This is a genomic window from Pseudomonas sp. TZ252, from assembly GCF_056110345.1.
Map to the genome: position 1 here is coordinate 2654392 of NZ_CM148566.1, position 20796 is coordinate 2675187.

General features: G+C 67.2%; 15 protein-coding genes. 14 read left to right on the plus strand and 1 reads right to left on the minus strand.

Annotation, left to right across the window (positions count from 1 at the left end; genetic code table 11):
• Nucleotides 1-146 precede the first annotated feature (146 nt).
• The 11 genes from ACYAF3_RS12220 (at nucleotide 147) to ACYAF3_RS12270 (ending at nucleotide 15028) form a co-directional block, all read left to right on the plus strand.
• Nucleotides 147-2534 carry a TonB-dependent siderophore receptor gene (locus ACYAF3_RS12220; protein ID WP_003142427.1) on the plus strand — a complete coding sequence of 796 codons (2388 nt, stop codon included), beginning with the start codon at nucleotides 147-149 and terminating at the stop codon, nucleotides 2532-2534.
• A 286-nt stretch (nucleotides 2535-2820) separates the two neighbouring features.
• Nucleotides 2821-3738, plus strand: a complete 918-nt coding sequence (gene pcaQ, locus ACYAF3_RS12225; protein WP_009314968.1) for a pca operon transcription factor PcaQ — start codon at nucleotides 2821-2823, stop codon at nucleotides 3736-3738.
• Nucleotides 3739-3872: 134 nt separating this feature from the next.
• A complete protein-coding gene (gene pcaH / locus ACYAF3_RS12230; RefSeq protein ID WP_105579278.1) occupies nucleotides 3873-4592 on the plus strand; it encodes a protocatechuate 3,4-dioxygenase subunit beta in 720 nt (239 codons plus the stop codon).
• Nucleotides 4593-4602: 10 nt separating this feature from the next.
• On the plus strand, nucleotides 4603-5208 hold the full coding sequence (gene pcaG, locus ACYAF3_RS12235; RefSeq protein WP_003102189.1) for a protocatechuate 3,4-dioxygenase subunit alpha: 606 nt from the start codon (nucleotides 4603-4605) through the stop codon (nucleotides 5206-5208).
• Between the two features lie 206 nt (nucleotides 5209-5414).
• Complete coding sequence (locus ACYAF3_RS12240) at nucleotides 5415-6254, plus strand: IclR family transcriptional regulator domain-containing protein (RefSeq protein ID WP_003083866.1); 840 nt, start codon at nucleotides 5415-5417, stop codon at nucleotides 6252-6254.
• 152 nt (nucleotides 6255-6406) lie between these two features.
• Nucleotides 6407-7558, plus strand: a complete 1152-nt coding sequence (gene triA / locus ACYAF3_RS12245) for a triclosan efflux RND transporter adaptor protein TriA (protein WP_024946948.1) — start codon at nucleotides 6407-6409, stop codon at nucleotides 7556-7558.
• Nucleotides 7555-8625 (plus strand): triclosan efflux RND transporter adaptor protein TriB, encoded by a 1071-nt coding sequence (gene triB / locus ACYAF3_RS12250; protein ID WP_003161029.1) that lies wholly within the window; start codon nucleotides 7555-7557, stop codon nucleotides 8623-8625. Before triA ends, triB begins: the two co-directional genes overlap by 4 nt.
• Nucleotides 8622-11669 carry a triclosan efflux RND transporter permease subunit TriC gene (triC, locus tag ACYAF3_RS12255; RefSeq protein WP_003102199.1) on the plus strand — a complete coding sequence of 1016 codons (3048 nt, stop codon included), beginning with the start codon at nucleotides 8622-8624 and terminating at the stop codon, nucleotides 11667-11669. The genes triB and triC overlap by 4 nt, the downstream gene beginning before the upstream one ends.
• Before the next feature lie 198 nt (nucleotides 11670-11867).
• Nucleotides 11868-12806, plus strand: coding sequence for a LysR family transcriptional regulator (locus ACYAF3_RS12260; RefSeq protein WP_003121631.1), 939 nt, complete (start codon nucleotides 11868-11870; stop codon nucleotides 12804-12806).
• 115 nt (nucleotides 12807-12921) lie between these two features.
• Nucleotides 12922-13107, plus strand: a complete 186-nt coding sequence (locus ACYAF3_RS12265; protein ID WP_003083879.1) for a hypothetical protein — start codon at nucleotides 12922-12924, stop codon at nucleotides 13105-13107.
• Nucleotides 13108-13693: 586 nt separating this feature from the next.
• On the plus strand, nucleotides 13694-15028 hold the full coding sequence (locus ACYAF3_RS12270) for an OprD family porin (protein ID WP_003102204.1): 1335 nt from the start codon (nucleotides 13694-13696) through the stop codon (nucleotides 15026-15028).
• A 28-nt stretch (nucleotides 15029-15056) separates the two neighbouring features.
• Here ACYAF3_RS12270 and ACYAF3_RS12275 read toward each other — a convergent pair whose 3' ends face one another.
• A complete protein-coding gene (locus ACYAF3_RS12275) occupies nucleotides 15057-15854 on the minus strand; it encodes an AraC family transcriptional regulator (RefSeq protein WP_003083886.1) in 798 nt (265 codons plus the stop codon).
• 77 nt (nucleotides 15855-15931) lie between these two features.
• Between ACYAF3_RS12275 and ACYAF3_RS12280 the strand changes: the two genes are divergently transcribed.
• From ACYAF3_RS12280 to ACYAF3_RS12290, 3 genes are all read left to right on the plus strand, one after another.
• Entirely contained in the window at nucleotides 15932-17548 is a 1617-nt protein-coding gene (locus ACYAF3_RS12280) for a gamma-glutamyltransferase family protein (protein WP_003102206.1), read from the plus strand.
• Nucleotides 17549-18219: 671 nt separating this feature from the next.
• Nucleotides 18220-19056 carry an outer membrane protein OmpK gene (locus ACYAF3_RS12285; RefSeq protein ID WP_003102209.1) on the plus strand — a complete coding sequence of 279 codons (837 nt, stop codon included), beginning with the start codon at nucleotides 18220-18222 and terminating at the stop codon, nucleotides 19054-19056.
• A gap of 241 nt (nucleotides 19057-19297) precedes the next feature.
• Complete coding sequence (locus tag ACYAF3_RS12290; protein ID WP_003102211.1) at nucleotides 19298-20704, plus strand: uracil-xanthine permease family protein; 1407 nt, start codon at nucleotides 19298-19300, stop codon at nucleotides 20702-20704.
• Nucleotides 20705-20796 lie beyond the last annotated feature (92 nt).

The following is a 20796-nucleotide window of genomic DNA, read 5'->3' on the forward strand; positions in this document are numbered from 1 at the left end:
GGTGGCCCTGGTCCGTTTGGCCGCAGGAATCTTTCCCGGCGAAGAATTTTTTTGCCCTGCGGGGTGAGGTAAATCCGGCGCCGCTTCGTGTAGTGCTCATGACCGCGATTGATTCGCATTAGAAAAGCGACCGACACGAGCAACCCATGACCCCGTTCCCGCGCTTCGCCCTGCGTACTCTCCCCGCCCTGTTCCTCAGCCTCGGCTGTCTCGCCGCCACCGTGCAGGCCGCCGAGGCGGTTCGCTACCGCTTCAGCCAGGCTGCCGCGCCGCTGGCCCAGGCGCTCAACGCGTTCAGCCGGGCCAGCGGGCAGACGCTGCTCTACACCGCCGAGCTGCCGCCGCAGGCGACCGCTCCGGCATTGCACGGTTCGCTGGACGCGGAGGAGGCGCTGCAACGCCTGCTGCAGGGCAGCGGCCTGCGCGCGCGGCGGATCGACGAGCGCACCCTGACCCTGGAACCGATCCCCGCCAGCGGCGCGCTCGACCTCGATGCCACGACGGTCTCCGCCGCCGCCCCGGCGCAGGGCTACCGGCCGGCGGCCAACGCCTCGATCAGCCGCGGCGATGCGCCGGTACTGGAAATCCCCCAGGCGATCAGCGTGGTCCCGGCACAGGCGCTGCAGGACCAGCGCCCGCGCAACCTTGACGACGCGCTGGGCAACATCAGCGGCATCACCCAGGCCAACACCCTCGGCGGTACCCAGGACGCGGTGATGAAGCGCGGCTTCGGCGACAACCGCGACGGCTCGATCATGCGCGACGGCATGCCCTCGGTGCAGGGCCGCAATTTCACCGCCACCGCCGACCACGTCGAGGTGCTGAAGGGGCCAGCATCCCTGCTCTATGGCATCCAGGACCCGGGCGGGGTGGTCAACGTGGTGAGCAAGAAGCCTCAACTGCAACAAGCCAACGCCCTGACCCTGCGTGGCTCGGCCTACGCCCACGGGCGCAACGGCAGCGGCGGCCAGCTCGACTCCACCGGCCCGCTGGGCGACAGCGGACTGGCCTACCGGATGATCCTCGATCATGAGGACGAGGATTACTGGCGCGACTTCGGCAAGAGTCGCGAGACGCTGGTGGCGCCCTCGCTGGCCTGGTACGGCGAGGACACGACGGTCAACCTGAGCTACGAGCACCGCGAGTTCACCACGCCGTTCGACCGTGGCACGGCCATCGACCCGCGTACCAACCGCCCGCTGGACATCCCGCGCAGCCGGCGCCTGGACGAGCCCTTCAACATCACCGAGGGCCGTTCCGAGCTGGCCCGCCTGGATCTCGAACGGCAGCTCGACGACACCTGGAAGGCCCACTTCGGCTACGGCTACAGTCGCGAGACCTACGACGACAACCAGGCCCGGGTGATGGCCGTGAATGCCGACGGCACCCTGACCCGGCGCATGGACGGCACCCACGGCGCGGTCAGCAGCGACAGCTTCGCCACCCTCGGCCTGAGCGGAACGCTGCAACTGGCCGGGATGCAACATGACCTGCAATTCGGCATGGACCACGAGAAGCGCAAGATCTTCCGCGCCGACCTGCTGCGCGACAGCAAGACCAGCCGCTTCGACTACCTCGACCCGGTCTATGGCCAGGTGGTGCCGTCGACCCGGGTGGTCGCCGGCGACAGCGACCAGACCGACAAGCTGCGCAGCGACTCGCTGTACTTCCAGGACTCGATCCACCTGGACGAACGCTGGATCCTGGTCGGCGGCGCGCGCTACCAGATCTACGACCAGCTCGCCGGGCGCGGCCGGCCGTTCAACGCCAACACCGATATCAACGGGCAGAAATGGGTGCCGCGCGGCGGCCTGGTCTACCGCCTGAGCGACGAGGTTTCGCTGTACGGCAGCTACACGCGCTCGTTCAAGCCGAACTCGACCATCGCCCCGCTGAGCACCGGCGAGACCATCGATTCGGCGATCCTGCCGGAGGAGGCGACCTCCTGGGAGCTGGGCGCCAAGCTGGATGTGCCGGGGCGTCTCAGCGGCACCCTGGCGCTGTTCGACATTCGCAAGAAGAACGTGCTGGTCAACGAACTCGACGGTGCCGGCAACAGCAGCGTGCGCGCCGCCGGCCGGGTCCGCTCGCGCGGCCTGGAGCTGGACCTCACCGGCCAGCTCAGCGAACGCTGGAGCCTGATCGGCAGCTACGCCTGGCTCGCCGCGGAAGTCACCGAGGACCCGACCCTGGAGGGCAAGCGCCTGCAGAACGTGGCGCGCAACACCGCGTCGCTGTCGGCGGTCTACGAACTCGGCCAGCTCTTCGGCGGCGACCGCCTGCGCCTGGGCGGCGGCGCGCGCTACGTCGGCAAGCGCCCGGGCGACCCGGCCAATTCCTTCGACCTGCCGTCCTACACCGTGGCCGATGCCTTCGCCAGCTACGACACCCGCTTCGGCGGGCACGGCGTGAAGTTCCAGCTCAACGTGAAGAACCTGTTCGACCGCACCTACTACCCGTCCAGTGCCAATCGACTGTACGTGGCGATGGGCGAGCCCCGGCAGTTCCAGGTGTCGACGACGGTGGAGTTCTGAGTCGGCGCTCGCTCCAGGTGGGGTTCCCCGGCGTCCTCCTGGACGTGGAGGCCCCCCTGAAGGGCGAAGGGTCGGCGCGATGCTGCCCGACCATGCTCCATCCGGTTCCTTCTTCCCCCAGGGAAGGGATTGCCCGGCGCGTGAGTCGTTCCGCCATCCAGTGCCTTCTCCCTTTGGGGAAAGGAAGGCGGAGAACCGCCTGGCACGACCTCGCCGCACGCCACACCTCGTTCCCAACCCGCCCGTTGGGTACCATGCCCGCACCACTCGCCGCCACGGCCGCCCCATGAACCTCGACAACCGCATCAAGTTCCGCCACCTCGCCTGCTTCCTCGAAGTCGCCCGCCAGCGCAGCTTCGCCAAGGCGGCGGATGCCGTGGCGGTGTCGCAGCCGGCGATCTCCAAGACCCTCAAGGAACTGGAGGAAATCCTCGGCGCGCGGCTGTTCGAACGGAGCAAGGCCGGCGCCGAGCTGACCGAGGCGGGGGTGACCTTCCTGCGCTATGCCGGCCCCTGCGTGCAGGCCCTGCGCGACGGGGTGAACACCCTGCGCGGCCACGAGGCGCAGGTCGAGACGGTGCGGGTCGGCGTGCTGTCGACGGTGGAGAGCCTGGTGGTGCCCGAGGTGATCCGGCGCCTGCACCGGCGCCACGGTGCGCTGGTGGTCAGCGTCGCCACCGGACCCAGCGCCTACCTGCTGGCGCAACTGAAGGTCGGCGAGCTGGACCTGGTGGTCGGGCGGATGACCGATAGCCCGGACATCCAGGGCCTGACCTTCGAGCACCTGTACAGCGAGTCGATGATGCTGGTGGTGCGTCCCGGCCACCCCTTGCTCGCCGCGCCCCTCGGCGACCCGCAGCGGCTGGCCGAATTCCCGCTGGTGCTGCCGCTGGCCGGCACCACCATCCGCCGCCACGCCGACAGCCTGTTCGTGCAATGGGGCATCCCGCTCGCCGGACAGCGCCTGGAAACCCTCTCGCCGACCCTCAGCCGCAGCTATGTGTTGCGCAGCGAGGCGATCTGGGTGGCGCCGCGCGATGCCGTGCGCCTGGACGTCGGCAACGGCGAGCTGGCCGAGCTGGACCTGGGTATCCGCGAACCGGGCGGTTCGGTCGGGCTGTGCCACAACGCGGCCTTGCCGTTGCCGCTGGGGGCGCAATGGTTCAGCGCGGTGTTGCGCGAGGTGGCCGCCGAGTTGCACTGATAAAGCATAACCAAATGGTTATGTATGGGGCCGGATAATTCACTGTCCCCGTCCCGCCTCCTGCGCAAGACTTCGTTTTCCATGCCTGAATCCACAAGCCTGGCGACCGATAACGCGAATAACAGGAGCCCGACATGCACGACGCCGAAAGCCGTCGTTTCGTCATCCGTGACCGAAACTGGCACCCCAAAGCCTTGACCCCCGACTACAAGACCTCCGTGCCGCGCTCGCCGAGCCAGGCGCTGGTGAGCATCCCGCAATCGCTCTCGGAAACCAGCGGGCCGGACTTCTCCCACCTCAGGCTCGGCCGCCACGACAACGACCTGCTGCTCAACTTCGACCACGGCGGCCTGCCCCAGGGCGAGCGCATCATCATGTTCGGCCGGGTCTTCGACCAGTACGGCAAGCCGGTCCCGCACACCCTGGTGGAGATGTGGCAGGCCAACGCCGGCGGGCGCTACCGGCACAAGAACGACCGCTACCTGGCGCCGCTCGACCCGAACTTCGGCGGCGTCGGCCGGACCCTCACCGACAGCGAGGGCCACTATTACTTCCGCACCATCAAGCCCGGGCCCTATCCCTGGCGCAACGGCCCCAACGACTGGCGCCCGGCGCACATCCACGTGTCTGTCAGCGGCCCGGCGATCGCCGCGCGGCTGGTCACCCAGATGTACTTCGAGGGCGACCCGCTGATCCCCAAGTGCCCGATCATCCGCACCCTTGCCGACCTGGAGGCGGCGCAGAGCCTGATCGGCCGGCTCGACATGAGCATGGCCAACCCGATGGATTGCCTGGCCTACCGCTTCGACATCGTCCTGCGCGGGCAGCGCAAGACCTTCTTCGAGAACGCCTGAGGAGCCGACCATGAGCCACGAACTGCTGCGGGAAACCCCTTCCCAGACCGCCGGTCCCTATGTCCACATCGGCCTGGCGCTGGCCGCCGCCGGCAACCCGACCCGTGACCTGGAGATCTGGAACCGCATGGCCCGCGAAGACGCGCCGGGCCAGCACATCCTCCTGCTCGGCCACGTCTACGACGGCAACGGCCACCTGGTGCGCGACTCGTTCCTGGAGTTCTGGCAGGCCGACAGCGAAGGCCGCTACCAGGAGCGCTACGATCCGGAGCGACCGTTCAACAGCTTCGGCCGCACCGCCACCACCTTCGATGCCGGCGAGTGGACCCTGCACACGGTCAAGCCGGGGGTGGTGCGTAACGCCCAGGGCGTGCCGATGGCGCCGCACATCAACGTCTCGCTGTTCGCCCGCGGCATCAACATCCACTTGCAGACCCGGCTGTACTTCGATGACGAGACCGAGGCCAACGCCGCCTGTCCGGTGCTCAACCTGATCGAGCAGGCGCCGCGTCGCGACACCCTGCTCGCGCGGCGCTGCGAAGTGGACGGACAGCTCGCCTACCGTTTCGACATCCGCATCCAGGGCGACAACGAGACGGTGTTCTTTGACTTCTAGGCGCATCGATCGCGCGGGAAGGAAGGGCGCCCTTGCCGGAGCGGCAAGGGCGTACCCAGAACCCGCCGATGGGTACCTGACATTACTCCCGGAGGGCGATGGGTAGCCCCGACAGTACTACAGTCGGAGGCGCTCCGGTCAATTGCGATGATCGAACGAGTGTCCGATAATCGGCGAGCCTTTCCGTGACCCGAGCCCGAACGTCCATGAGCGAACTCCCGGAACACCCCGCCACCCTGGCGCCGCCGACCGTCCTTTCGCCGGCCAAGCGCATCGAGGCCTTCACCGGCGATCCCAACTTCATGACCTCGCTGGCCCGTGGCCTGGCGGTGATCCATGCGTTCCAGGAGCGCAAGCGGCACCTGACCATCGCCCAGATCAGCCACCGCACCGAGATACCCCGCGCCGCCGTGCGTCGCTGCCTGCACACGCTGATGCAGCTTGGCTACGCCACCACCGACGGGCGCACCTACTCGCTGTTGCCGAAGGTGCTCACCCTCGGCCACGCCTACCTGTCGTCGACGCCGCTGGCGATCACTGCGCAGCCGATCCTCGACCGCCTCAGCGAACAGCTCCACGAAGCCTGTTCGATGGCCACCCTGGAGGGCGACGACGTGCTCTACATCGCCCGTTCGGCCACTCCCCAGCGGCTGATTTCGGTGGACCTCAACGTCGGCAGCCGGCTGCCCGCCTATTGCACCTCGATGGGCCGCATCCTCCTCGCCGCGCTGGACGACGACGCGCTGCACGCCTACTTCGGCGGAGTGGAGATGCAGGCCAAGACCAGCCGTACCCTGTATACCCCCGAGACCCTGCTGCCGTGCCTGGTGGAGATTCGTCGCCAGGGCTGGTGCATCGTCGACCAGGAGCTGGAAGTCGGCCTGCGCTCGCTGGCGGTGCCGGTACGCGACTCCGCCGGCCACGTGCTCGCCGCGCTGAACGTCGGCACCCATGCCGGGCGGGTCTCCCGCGCCGAACTGGAAAGCCGTTTCCTGCCGTTGCTGCTGGAGGCCAGCCGCGAGCTGAGCGCGCGCCTGTTCACCTGACGCCGGAGGCGATCCCCTCCACAAGTTTGGAAAAGGAACCCCCGCTTCCATCTGATAGTCGCAATCCTTGGGGACGCGGCTAGAATCCCTGCCAATTCTGGGAGTTTCCGGCCGTATCGGCCGGTATCTGTATGGATCGCGAAGGGGAAGGCATGTCAGACGCCAGAGGCGCTTTTCATTCCAAAGGTCGCTGGTCGCGGATGGCGCTGCCCGCCATCCTGTGCGCCAGCCTGCTTGTCGGTTGCGGCGCTGAGCCGCCCGCCGAGGAACACGTCCGTGTGCTGGCGCAGACGGTGAAGATGGCCGAGTTCGCCTCGGCCACCTCGATCACCGGCGACATCCAGGCACGGGTACAGGCCGACCAGTCGTTCCGTGTCGGCGGCAAGATCGTCGAGCGCCTGGTCGATGTCGGCGACCACGTCGCGGCTGGCCAGGTGCTGGCGCGGCTCGACCCGCAGGACCAGCGCAGCAACGTGGAGAACGCCCAGGCGGCGGTCGCCGCGCAGCAGGCGCAGTCGAAGCTCGCTGACCTCAACTACCAGCGGCAGAAGGCGCTGCTGCCCAAGGGCTACACCAGCCAGAGCGAGTACGACCAGGCGCTGGCCTCGGTGCGCAGCGCGCAGAGTTCGCTGAAGGCCGCCCAGGCGCAGTTGGCCAACGCCCGCGACCTGCTTTCCTATACCGAGCTGCGTGCCTCCGACGCCGGGGTCATCACTGCCCGCCAGGCCGAGGTCGGCCAGGTGGTGCAGGCCACCGTGCCGATCTTCACCCTGGCCCGCGACGGCGAGCGCGACGCGGTGTTCAACGTCTACGAGTCGTTGTTCAGCCACGATGTCGACGGCCAGCGGATCACCGTCAGCCTGCTCGGCAAGCCGGAAGTCACCGCCAGCGGCAAGGTCCGCGAGATCACCCCGACGGTGGACGAGCGCAGCGGTACGCTGAAGGTCAAGGTCGGCCTCGACTCGGTGCCGGCGGAAATGAGCCTCGGCAGCGTGGTCAACGCCAGCGTCGCCGCGCCGGCCGAGCACAGCGTGGTGCTGCCCTGGTCGGCGCTGTCCAAGGTCGGCGAGCAGCCGGCGGTCTGGTTGCTCGACCAGCAAGGCAAGGCGCGTCTGCAACCGGTGCGGGTGGCACGCTACGCCAGCGAGAAGGTGGTCATCGACGGTGGCCTGGAGGCGGGCCAGACGGTGGTCACGGTGGGCGGCCAACTGCTCCATCCGGGCCAGGTGGTCGAGGTGGCCCAGCCGCCGCAGCCGACCCAGAGCACCGCCAGCCGCGACGCCGTGGGCGGAGGCCAGCCATGAAGCCGTTTTCCCTCGCCGGCCTGTTCGGCTTCGCCCTGCTCCTCTCCGGCTGCGGCGACGAGCCGCAGCCGGCACCGCCGCGGCCGGTGCTGACGGTGACCGTGAAGACCCTGAAGAACGACGACCTCGGTCGCTTCGCCGGTAGCATCCAGGCGCGCTACGAGAGCGTGCTCGGCTTCCGCACCAACGGACGGATCGCCTCGCGCCTGTTCGACGTCGGTGACTTCGTCGGCAAGGGCGCGCTGCTGGCGACCCTCGACCCCACCGACCAGCAGAACCAGTTGCGCGCCAGCCAGGGCGACCTGGCCAGCGCCGAGGCACAGTTGATCGACGCCCAGGCCAATGCCCGGCGCCAGGAAGAACTGTTCGCCCGCAGCGTCACTGCCCAGGCGCGCCTGGACGATGCGCGGACCCGCCTGAAGACCAGCCAGGCCAGCTTCGACCAGGCCAAAGCGGCGGTGCAGCAGGCCAGGGACCAGCTTTCCTACACGCGCCTGGTGACCGATTTCGACGGCGTCATCACCACCTGGCACGCCGAGGCCGGGCAAGTGGTCAGCGCCGGCCAGGCGGTGGTCACCCTGGCCCGGCCCGAAGTGCGCGAGGCAGTCTTCGACCTGCCCACCGAGGTCGCCGAGAGCCTGCCGGCCGACGCGCGCTTCCTGGTCAGCGCCCAGCTCGACCCGCAGGCCAGGACCACCGGCAGCATCCGCGAGCTGGGTCCGCAGGCCGACGCCTCGACCCGCACCCGTCGCGTGCGCCTGAGCCTGGCGCAGACGCCGGAGGCGTTTCGCCTCGGTTCGACCATCCAGGTCCAGCTGAGCAGCGCCGGTAGCGTGCGCAGCGTGCTGCCGGCCAGCGTGCTGCTGGAGCGCGACGGCAAGACCCAGGTCTGGGTCGTCGATGGGAAACAGTCCAGCGTGGCCCTGCGCGAGGTACAGGTGCTCAGCCGCGACGAACGCCAGGTGGTGATCGGACAGGGCCTGGCCGACGGCGACCGGGTGGTCCGCGCCGGAGTCAACAGCCTCAAGCCCGGCCAGAAGATCAAACTCGACGAGGATGCGCGATGAAGGGCGGTTTCAACCTGTCGGACTGGGCCCTGCGCCACCAGTCCCTGGTCTGGTACCTGATGGCGGTATCGCTGGTGATGGGCGTGTTCTCCTACCTCAACCTGGGGCGCGAGGAGGATCCCTCGTTCGCCATCAAGACCATGGTCATCCAGACCCGCTGGCCGGGCGCCACGGTGGACGACACCCTGGAGCAGGTCACCGACCGCATCGAGAAGAAGCTCGAGGAGCTGGACTCGCTGGATTACGTGAAGAGCTACACGCGACCCGGCGAATCGACGGTCTTCGTCTACCTCAAGGACACCACCAAGGCCGGCGACATCCCGGATATCTGGTACCAGGTGCGCAAGAAGATATCCGACATCCAGGGCGAATTCCCCCAAGGCATCCAGGGACCGGGTTTCAACGACGAGTTCGGCGACGTGTTCGGCAGCGTCTACGCCTTCACCGCCGATGGCCTGGACTTCCGCCAGCTGCGCGACTACGTGGAGAAGGTGCGCCTGGACATCCGCTCGGTGAAAGACCTGGGCAAGGTGCAGATGATCGGTGCGCAGAACGAGGTCATCTACCTCAACTTCTCTACCCGCAAGCTGGCCGCCCTCGGTCTCGACCAGCGCCAGGTCGTGCAGAGCCTGCAGGCGCAGAACGCGGTGACCCCGTCGGGCGTGGTCGAGGCCGGCCCCGAGCGCATCTCGGTGCGCACCTCCGGCAACTTCCGTTCGGAAAAGGACCTGCAGGCGGTCAACCTGCGGGTCAACGATCGTTTCTACCGGCTGTCCGACCTGGCCAGCATCAGCCGCGATTTCGTCGACCCGCCGACCTCGCTGTTCCGCTACAAGGGCGAGCCGGCCATCGGCCTGGCGGTGGCGATGAAGGAGGGCGGCAATATCCTCGAGTTCGGCGAGGCGCTCAATGCGCGCATGCAGGAGATCACCGGCGAACTGCCGGTTGGCGTCGGCGTGCACCAGGTGTCGAACCAGGCCCAGGTGGTGAAGAAGGCGGTCGGCGGTTTCACCCGGGCGCTGTTCGAGGCGGTGGTGATCGTCCTCATCGTCAGCTTCGTCAGCCTCGGCCTGCGCGCCGGGCTGGTGGTGGCCTGCTCGATCCCGCTGGTGCTGGCGATGGTCTTCGTGTTCATGGAATACACCGACATCACCATGCAGCGGGTTTCCCTCGGCGCGCTGATCATCGCCCTCGGCCTGCTGGTGGACGATGCCATGATCACCGTGGAGATGATGATCACGCGCCTCGAACTGGGCGACTCGCTGCACGACTCGGCGACCTACGCCTACACCTCGACGGCCTTCCCGATGCTCACCGGGACCCTGGTGACGGTGGCCGGCTTCGTGCCCATCGGGCTCAACGCCAGCTCCGCCGGCGAGTACACCTTCACCCTGTTCGCAGTGATCGCCGTGGCGCTGCTGCTGTCGTGGATCGTCGCGGTGCTGTTCGCCCCGGTGATCGCCGTGCACATCCTGCCGAAGACTCTCAAGCACAAGTCGGAGCAGAAGAAGGGCCGCATCGCCGAGCGTTTCGACAGCCTGCTGCACCTGGCGATGCGCCGGCGCTGGACGACCATCTTCCTCACCGCGCTGCTGTTCGGCGTGTCGCTGTTCCTGATGAAGTTCGTCCAGCACCAGTTCTTCCCGTCTTCCGACCGTCCGGAACTGCTGGTCGACCTCAACCTGCCGCAAAACAGCAGCATCCACGAGACCAGGGCGGTGATGGACCGCCTGGAAGCGACGCTGAAGGACGACGAGGACATCGACCACTGGAGCGCCTACGTCGGCGAAGGCGCGATCCGCTTCTACCTGCCGCTGGACCAGCAGTTGCAGAACAACTTCTATGGCCAGCTGGTGATCGTCACCAAGGACCTGGAGGCCCGCGAGCGCGTCGCCGCACGCCTGCGCGATCGCTTGCGCAAGGACTACGTCGGCATCAGCACCTACGTGCAGCCGCTGGAGATGGGGCCGCCGGTGGGACGGCCGATCCAGTACCGGGTCAGCGGACCGCAGATCGACAAGGTCCGCGAGTACGCCATGGGCCTGGCCGGCGTGCTCGACGGCAACCCGAACATCGGCGATATCGTCTACGACTGGAACGAGCCCGGGAAGATGCTCAAGATCGACATCGCCCAGGACAAGGCGCGCCAGCTCGGGCTTTCCTCCGAGGACGTGGCGCAGATCATGAACAGCGTGGTGACCGGCAGCGCGGTGACCCAGGTGCGCGACGACATCTACCTGGTGAACGTCATCGGCCGCGCCGAGGATAGCGAGCGCGGCTCGCTGGAGACCCTGGAGAGCCTGCAGATCGTCACGCCCAGCGGCACCTCGATCCCGCTCAAGGCGTTCGCCAAGGTCAGCTACGAGCTGGAGCAGCCGCTGGTGTGGCGCCGCGACCGCAAGCCGACGATCACGGTGAAGGCGTCGCTGCGCGGCGAGATCCAGCCCACCGACCTGGTCGCCCGGCTGGCGCCGGAGGTCAAGCGCTTCGCCGACGGCCTGCCGGCGAACTACCGGATCGAAGTGGGCGGCACGGTGGAGGAGAGCGGCAAGGCCGAGGGCCCGATCGCCAAGGTGGTGCCGCTGATGCTGTTCCTCATGGCGACCTTCCTGATGATCCAGTTGCAGAGCGTGCAGAAGCTGTTCCTGGTGGCCAGCGTCGCGCCGCTGGGGCTGATCGGGGTGGTCGCGGCGTTGCTGCCGACCGGCACGCCGATGGGCTTCGTGGCGATCCTCGGGATTCTCGCGCTGATCGGCATCATCATCCGCAACTCGGTGATCCTGGTGACCCAGATCGATGCCTTCGAGAAAGACGGCAAGACGCCCTGGGAAGCCGTGCTGGAAGCCACCCACCACCGCACCCGGCCGATCCTGCTGACGGCGGCGGCGGCCAGCCTGGGGATGATCCCCATCGCCCGCGAAGTGTTCTGGGGGCCGATGGCCTATGCGATGATCGGCGGCATCGTCGCCGCCACGCTGCTCACGCTGATCTTCCTGCCGGCGCTGTACGTCGCCTGGTACCGGATTCCGGAACCGGGACGCTGAGCGCGGCGTAAGGGGAAGGGGGCGCCGCCGTAGCAGAGTCTGTGCGGGGGGAAGGAGAGCGGACGGCGGGTGGGCCATCCGCCCCGACGCCGGGCAGGGTATGCCCGGCGTTGCTACGGCGACGGCGGCCAGTATAGGCAGCCCGGCGTCAGGGAAAATCCGACCAATTTACGAATCTGTTTTGCAACCGAGGTAATAGTGGACACATTGCAAGGCATGCGCGTGTTCGCCAGGGTGGTGGACAGCGGCAGCTTCACTTCCGCCGCCCAGGCCCTGGACCTGTCCACCGCGCAGGTATCGCGGCTGATCTCCGACCTGGAGGCGCACCTGCAGACGCGCCTGCTGCACCGCACCACCCGGCGCCTGGCCCTGACCGAAGCCGGCGAGCGTTACCTGGAACGGTGCCGCGGGATCCTCGAGGACATCGAGGTCGCCGAGGCCGAAGCCGCCGGCGCGCACATCCGCCCCTGCGGCCGCTTGCGCGTGCAGTCGCTGATGGGCATGGGCCAGCATCACCTGGTGCCGATGATCGCCCGCTACGGCGCACTGTTCCCCGACGTGGTGATCGAGCTGACCCTGTCCCAGCGCAACCCGGACATGCTCGAGGAAGGCCAGGATGTGCTGATCACCGGCGAGCGCCAGTTGCCCGACTCGGAGTTCGTCGCCCAGCGCCTGGGCAGCATCCACAGCGTGCTCTGCGCCAGTCCCGGCTACCTGCAGCAGCACGGCGTGCCACGCTCGGTGGACGACCTGGAGCGCCACGTCTGCCTGCGCCTGCAGGACCCGGCCTACCCGGAGGGCTGGATCTTCGCCGACGAGCAGGGCGAGCGCACCGTCAGCCCGCAGAACACCTTCATGGTCAATGTCGCCGAGGTCATGGCCCAGGCGGCCAAGGCCGACCTCGGCATCGCCCTGCTGCCCAGCTACGTGGCGGCCGCGGCGCTGCGCAACGGCGAGCTGCTACGGGTGTTGCCCGGCCATGCCATGCACCAGCGGACCATCTATGCGCTGTATCCCTCGCGGCGTTACCTGGACGCGAAGATCCGCACCTGGGTCGATCTGTTGCAACAGGAACTTCCCCAGGCATTCGCCCGCGACGAAACTACCATGCAAAGTTCAAGTTACTGGGCACAGTGAAGGATTGTTGTTATTGAGGTAATACTCTCTCGTCTGTTTGGCTATTTTTCCGAGCATGGCGGTTAACTAATATGGCGCCTGTCCCAAGTGAACAGGGTGTCATCGGAGACCCGCCATGAATCGCCAGATCCTTGCTGCCGCCATACTCAGTTTGTTTTCCCTCGCATTTTCCCAGGCCGGTTTCGCCGAAGAGTCCTCGCTGATGACCAACCGCATGGTCGACGCCAACCAGCAGGCCATCGAGCACCAGCAGGAACTTTCCGCCTCCGCCGCGCAGGCCGGGGCCCGCAGCGACTCCTGATCTAGCGCATGGCGCCAGCCGCGCCATGGCTTCCCCCGGGTACTCGGGAAGCGTGAGCCTGGGTACCCTGTCCTTGCGCCGCATATGATATGCGGCGTTTTTTTTGCCTTCCTGACCGTTCGGACAATTCTTGCAGAATATGTAAAAGACTTTCGTTGGATATCGGGTTTTTCCGATAGTGGCAAAAAAATATAATCGCGCCAGCTCAATGGATAATTGTCGCTGGCTGTCGACGATATTCGTTCTGTCTTCATCGATCTCGCCATGCAAGAGCGGGACGTGGAAAGCCTAAAGCCCGATGAGTCGAAGAGACTTTCAATAGAAGAGTCCGACTGCGTTCCAGCCGGTTTCCAGTGTCCGGAAATACACTGGCAAGACTTCCCGACGCCGAACTTTGATTGCTCCTATTCGACGTCTTCTCAAGGCCGCTGATACCAGCGGCCTTTTTTTTCGGGTTGCGCCCGGCTGGGCGCCCCATGGGAGCGATCGCCCGCGCGACGCCAGCAGAAGCGTCGCCGGGAACGACACCACAACACGCTTTCCGGCCTTGCCGGATTTCACCACGCTGTAAGAAGGAGCAACCGCAATGAGGAATCTGTTCGCCTTGACGCCGATGGCGCTGGCGCTGTGCACCGCGTCCGCCGCCTGGGCCGATGAGGGGGAAGCCAAAGAAGGCTTCATCGAAGGCTCCAGCCTCCAATTGCTGACCCGCAACTACTACTTCAACCATGACCGCCGGCACGCTTCCGGGCACGACAGCAAGGAATGGGCGCAAGGCTTCATCGCCACCTTTCAGTCCGGCTACACGCCCGGCGTGGTCGGCTTCGGCGTCGACGCCTACGGCATGCTCGGGCTGAAGCTCGACGGCGGCGGCGGTACCGGCGGCACCAGCATCCTGCCGATCACCGCGCCGAGCAAGGAAGGCTACGAATCCGGCAAGGCGCCCGATGAGTTCTCCAGTGGCGGGGCGGCGTTGAAGATCCGCGCCTTCGACACCGAGCTGAAGCTGGGCGACCAGTTCCTCAGCAACCCGGTGGTCGCCGGCGGCGAGTCGCGCATGCTGCCGCAGACCTTCCGCGGTGTGAGCCTGACCAACAACAGTTTCGAGGACCTGACCCTCACGGCTGGCCAGGTCAGTTTCACCAAGTACTACAACCAGAGTGGCCACCGTCGCCTCGGCTCGTACTACGGCGAACTGCCGGGCGACCGCGACAGCCATCATCTCAGCTGGCTGGGCGGCACCTGGGGCGGCATCGAGGGCTTCACCAGCAGCCTGTACGCCGCCGAACTGCAGAACGTCTGGAAGCAGTACTACGCCGACGTCGACTACACCTACGAGATCGACGACAACTGGTCGCTGAACCCCGGCGCGCACTACTACAAGACCGTCGACAGCGGCGACTCGTTGCTCGGCCGGATCGACAACAACACCTACAGCCTGCATTTCGCGGTCGGCTACAGGCAGCACACCGTCACCGCGGTGCTGCAGAAGGTCAACGGCAACACGCCGTTCGACTACATCAACCAGGGCGACAGCATCTTCCTCGACAACTCGCAGCAGTATTCCGACTTCAACGGTCCCAACGAGAAGTCCTGGAAGCTGCAATACGACTACGACTTCGTCGCCCTCGGCCTACCCGGCCTGAGCGCCTCGGCCTCGTACTCGCGCGGCAAGCTGGACCTGACCCGGGTCGATCCGGACAGCCCCGGCTACGGCGGCTGGTACAGCGCCGACGGCAAGAACGCCAAGCACTGGGAACGCGACCTCGACCTGCAGTACGTGGTTCAGGGCGGTCCGGCCAAGGACCTCTCGCTGCGCCTGCGCTGGGCCACCCACCGCGGCACCGGCGGCTACAGCGCGGTGGACAACGACATCGACGAATACCGGGTGATCGTCGACTATCCCATCGACGTGTTCTGAGCCGCGCGCGCTGGGCCCTTCGCCGGGCTCAGCGCTGGCGGAACAGTTCGCCGGGAGTGAAGCCGAAGAGTCCCTTGAAGGCGGCGATATAGGCCGAGGTCGAGTCGTAGCCGCTGTCCAGGGCGGCGCCGGTGACGCTGTCGCCGGCCTCCAGCGCGTTGAGCGAGGCGAGCAGGCGCTGGCGTTGGCGCCAGAGCCGGTAGTTCATCCCGGTCTCGCGCTGGAACAGGCGCGACAGGGTCTTTTCCGAGGTGCCCAGGCGCTGCGCCCAGTCGCCCATGGTCAGGCTCTGGGTCGGTTCGTCGATCAGTGCCTGGCACAGCCGCAGCAGGCGCGGCTCGCGCGGCATCGGCAGGGAGAAGGCGACCTCCGGCAGCAGCCGCAACTGGTCCAGCAGCACCTGCACCAGCCGCGATTCGGCGCTGTCGCCCTCCGGGTAGTCCACCGGCAACTCGCAGAAACTCTTGATCAGCTCGCGCGCCAGCGGCGTCACCTCCAGCACCCGGCAACGCGTCGGCGCCCAGGCGCAGGCGTCGCCACGGATGTACAGGCTGCGCATCTCGGCGCGGGTGGAGGTGACCACCTCGTGTTCCAGCTGCGCCGGAATCCAGATCGCCCGCTGCGGCGGGGCGAAGAAGCTGCCCTCGGCGGTATGTACGCCGAGCACGCCGCTGATGGCGTAGGAAAGCTGTACCCAGGCGTGCCGGTGGCGCGAGGTCCAGGAGCCGGCGCGCAGGCTTTCGGCGCGCGCGTAGACCGGCCGTGGCAGGCGGGCGAGGGTGGGAATCGGGCGGTGCAGTTCCGCAGGCTGTCCGTTCATCGTCATGACTTGGCGTCGTGTCGCTAGTCGGCAGAGTCTGGCAGGGCTAACCTGCCGCCTCAAGTTTCCCGGAGCCCACGCCGATGCTCGACTTCTCCGCCCACGCGCTTCCCTACGCCTCGCAACGTTCGCCGGTCCATGCCCGCCGCGGCATGGTCGCCACCTCGCAGCCGCAGGCGGCGCAGGTCGGGCTGGAGATATTGCGCCGTGGCGGCAATGCCATCGACGCGGCGATCGCCACCGCCGCCGCGCTGACGGTGGTCGAGCCGACCGGCTGCGGGATTGGCGGCGATGCCTTCGCCCTGGTCTGGACCCGCGGACGCCTGCACGGCCTGGACGCCAGCGGGCGCGCGCCGGGCCTGCTCGATCGCGAGCGGGTGCGCGCCGCCGGCCACGAGCGGATGCCGCTGTACGGCTGGACGCCGGTCACCGTGCCGGGCTGTCCGGCGGCCTGGGGCGAACTGTCGCGGCGCTTCGGCAAATTGCCGTTCGAACAACTGCTGCGGCCGGCGATCGAGCTGGCTCGCGATGGCTTTCCGGTCTCGCCGGTGATCGCCCGCCTGTGGCAGAGCGGCCTGGACAAGTTCCGCGCGGCGTTGCCGCAGCGGCCCGAGCTACGGGCCTGGTTCGACGAGTTCCTCATCGACGGCCGGGCGCCGCGCGCCGGCGAGGTGTTCCGCCAGCCGGGCCAGGCCGACACCCTGGACGAGCTGGCGCGCAGCCAGTGCGAAAGCTTCTATCGCGGCGAGCTGGCCAGGGCCATCGTCGGCCACGCCGAGCGCAGCGGCGGCTACCTGCGCGCGGAGGACCTGGCCGGCTACCAGGCGAAGTGGGTCGAACCGATCTCACTGAACTACCGTGGCTATGACGTCTGGGAGATTCCGCCGAGCGGCCAGGGCCTGATCGCCCTGATGACCCTGAACATCCTCAAGGGCTTCGAATTCGGCGAGCGCGACTGCGCGCGGACCTGGCATCGCCAACTGGAGGCGATGAAGCTGGCGTACGTCGACGGGCTGCACTACATCAGCCAGCCGCAGTCTATGCGGGTCTCGGTCGAGGAACTGCTGCACGAGGACTACGCCGCCAGCCGCCGTGCGCTGATCGGCGAGCGCGCGCTCGATCCCAGCCCCGGCCAGCCGAGGCCGGGCGGCACGGTGTACCTGGCCTGTGGCGACGAGGAGGGCAACCTGGTCTCGTTCATCCAGAGCAACTACCACGGCTTCGGCTCCGGCGTGGTGGTGCCCGGCACCGGCATCGCCTTGCAGAACCGCGGCGCCGAGTTCAGCCTCGATCCGGACCACGTGAATTGCCTGGAGCCGGGCAAGCAGACCTTCCACACCATCATTCCCGGTTTCCTCAGCAAGGACGGCGTGCCGCTCGGCCCGTTCGGCGTGATGGGCGCCTATATGCAGCCGCAGGGCCACGTGCAGATGGTGATGAACCTGGTGGACTTCGGCCTCAACCCCCAGGCTGCCCTCGACGCGCCGCGCTGGCAGTGGCTGGGCGGGCTGCGCGTCGGCATCGAACATGCCGCGCCGCGCGCGCTGGCGGCGGAGCTGGCGCAGCGTGGGCACCAGGTGGAGATCGCCTACGACTCGACCAGCTACGGGCGCGGCCAGATCGTCCTGCGCGACCCGGCCAGCGGCGTGCTCTGTGGCGGCACCGAGCCGCGCACCGATTCGCAGATCGCGGTGTGGTGAGGGGACCCATGTGGGTGAGGCGGGGAGACCTGTCCGGCGGATAATGCCCAAGGCGTATCCGCCCTGCGGATGACGAAGCAAGAAGACCCGGCAGGCATAGGCTGCCAGGCGACCCGTACTCGAGCGCGCTCCGCTACGCAACATCGAGAGCGCCTTCTGGATGTCATGCCACCGGAGTCTCCCAGGCCCTGGCGAATTTACGTCCGGGCGTCCTGAAACCCGACGAAAAACCCCATTCGGGGATGAATTCCGCCCGCCGTCTCTGGCATCATCCGCGCCGCTTCTCGCCCGAACGCCGGGGCGGTGATGTGTAGAAAGACCACGCACTGTTTTGTGTACAAAAGTCTGCTGATTCTTTTTGTCACAAATCGTTTTTGTGTATCCAGTTTTCTTCGCGCTGCCAACCCAAAGTCGAGCACGCCCCTCCCGACCACGCACCAGTGCAAGGCAAAAACTGTCCTTGGGGTCAGGTTTTTGCCGTCGTAGAGAGGTTGGAGGCATTTCGCCGCCTTTGTCCAAAACACTGAAAAAACAGGCGTTCCCTTCGCCGCAGGAAACCCGGCGAAGCGCCCGCGCCGTCTTGGCTTCGTTCTTGCTATCCATGGCGAGGCCTGACCGCTCGGACAGGTTCGCCCACTAGAAGAAAAGCTATTCACTCCAGGAGCGTTTCAATGAGCCGCACACTCGCCACCGTGATGCTAGCCGGGGGGCTACTGGCCGCAGGCCAGGCTGTCGCCGAAGACCATGACATGACGCCAACCCACGAGACCGACTCGGGGCCGCTGCTCTGGCACAACGAGAGCCTGACCTACCTCTACGGCAAGAACTTCAAGATCAACCCGCCGATCCAGCAGACCTTCACCCTGGAACATGCCAGCGGCTGGACCTGGGGCGACCTGTTCATCTTCTTCGACCAGATCAACTACAACGGCAAGGAAGACGCCAGCAACGGCAAGAACACCTACTACGGCGAGATCACTCCGCGCCTGAGCTTCGGCAAGCTCACCGGAGCGGACCTCTCCTTCGGCCCGGTGAAGGACGTGCTGCTGGCCGGCACCTACGAGTTCGGCGAAGGCGACACCGAGGCCTACCTGCTCGGCCCGGGCTTCGACCTGGCGATCCCCGGCTTCGACTACTTCCAGCTCAACTTCTACTACCGCAAGCCCGACGGCAACCGCGTGCGCGCCGGCGCCTGGCAGATCACCCCGGTGTGGTCCTACACCATTCCGGTGGGCAACTCCGACATCCTCATCGACGGCTACATGGACTGGGTGATCAACAACAAGAGCGCCAGCACCAGCCGCCGCAACCAGAGCGACTATCACGCCAACCTGCACTTCAACCCACAGGTCAAGTACGACCTGGGCAAGGCCCTCGGCTACGAGCCTAAGCACCTGTACGTGGGCCTGGAGTACGACTACTGGTCCGACAAGTACGGTGTGAAGGACTCGCAGTACTTCACCACCGACCAGAACACCGCAAGCTTCCTGGTCAAGTACCACTTCTGAGTCCGTCGCGCGGGGCTACCGGCCGGGCCTCGCCAGCGCGCCCCGTCATTGCGCGCCGTGCATCGGCACGGTGCGCGACGGTCGCCTCCGTGGTCCTTGCGTTTGCCTCCCGTTGTTCGCTCGACCCACGCCGGGCGCGCCCTGCAGCCTGAGCGGCAGGAATAAGCTGATCACCTGGACAGCTTTTTGCAGAAGCCGTGCAACCTCCTCCTGTCCGAGGAGCGCCACTTGAGACGGCCCGATGCATAGCGAAGACCAACGCCCCAACGACCTCATCTACGGCCTCGACGACCGGCCGCGCCCGCTTCCCGCCTTCCTTGCCGCGCTACAGCACGTGCTGGCCAGCTTCGTCGGCATCGTCACTCCGCCGCTGGTGATCGGCTCGCTGCTCGGCCTCGGCGAGCACCTGCCATACCTGATCAGCATGGCGCTGATGGTTTCCGGCGCCGGCACCCTGATCCAGGCGCGCCGGCCGTTCGGCATCGGCGCCGGGATGATCTGCCTGCAAGGCACCAGCTTCGCCTTCCTCGGCGCCGTGCTGGCCGCCGGGATGCTGGTGAAGCAGCGCGGCGGCGGTCCCGAGGAGATCCTCGCGATGATCTTCGGCGTGTGCTTCTTCGGCGCCTTCGTGCAGATCGTCCTCAGTCGTTTCCTCGGCCATCTTCGCCGGGTGATCACGCCGCTGGTCACCGGCATCGTCATCACCCTGATCGGCGTCAGCCTGATCAAGGTCGGCATCACCGACCTCGGCGGCGGAGCCGGGGCCACGGACTTCGGCGCACCGGCCAATCTCGCGCTGGGCGCGCTGGTGCTGCTGAGCATCGTCCTGCTGAACCGCTCGCGCCTGCCCTGGCTGCGCCTGGCCGCCATCGTCATCGGCCTGGCGCTGGGTACCCTGGCGGCCTGGGCGACCGGCCTGTTCGTTCCGCGGGCGTTGCCCGAGCTGCCGCTGGTCAGCCTGCCGCAGCCGTTCCGCTTCGGCTTCGCCTTCGACTGGATGGCCTTCCTGCCGGTGGCGCTGATCTACCTGATCAGCAGCATCGAGACAGTCGGCGATCTGACCGCCAACTGCATGCTCTCGCGGCAGCCCCTGGAGGGACCGGCGTACCTGCAGCGGTTGCGCGGCGGGGTGCTCGGCGACGGCGTCAGTTGCCTGCTGGCAGCCACCTTCAGCGCCTTCCCGAACACCACCTTCGCGCAGAACAACGGGGTGATCCAGCTCACCGGGGTGGCCAGCCGGCACGTCGGGATCTATATCGGCGGCGTGTTGCTGGCGCTCGGCCTGTTCCCCTGGGTCGGCGCGATCCTCCAGCAGATCCCCAAGCCGGTGCTCGGTGGCGCCACCCTGGTGATGTTCGGCAGCGTCGCCGCCGCCGGCATCCGCATTCTCGGCCAGACCGCAATGGACCGCCGCAGCGTGCTGATCATCGCCGCCTCGTTCGGCGTCGGCCTCGGCGTGGCCGCGCAGCCGACCCTGCTCGACCAGATGCCGGCGGTGGTGAAGACCCTGTTCGACTCGGCGATCACCAGCGGCGGCATCACCGCCATCCTGCTCAACCTGCTGCTGCCCGAGGAGCGCGTTGCCGAAGCGGCGCAGGCCAGCGCGAAGGGCGGCGCCCTGGCGCGCTGGCGCAAGCCGCTGGGTTGATACGGGCGTTTGCAAATTTTTCCGCGCCTGGCTTGTGTCCCGCGGCCGGGCTGGGGTATCAACGCGGGGATCACGCCGATGGAAACCTGCGC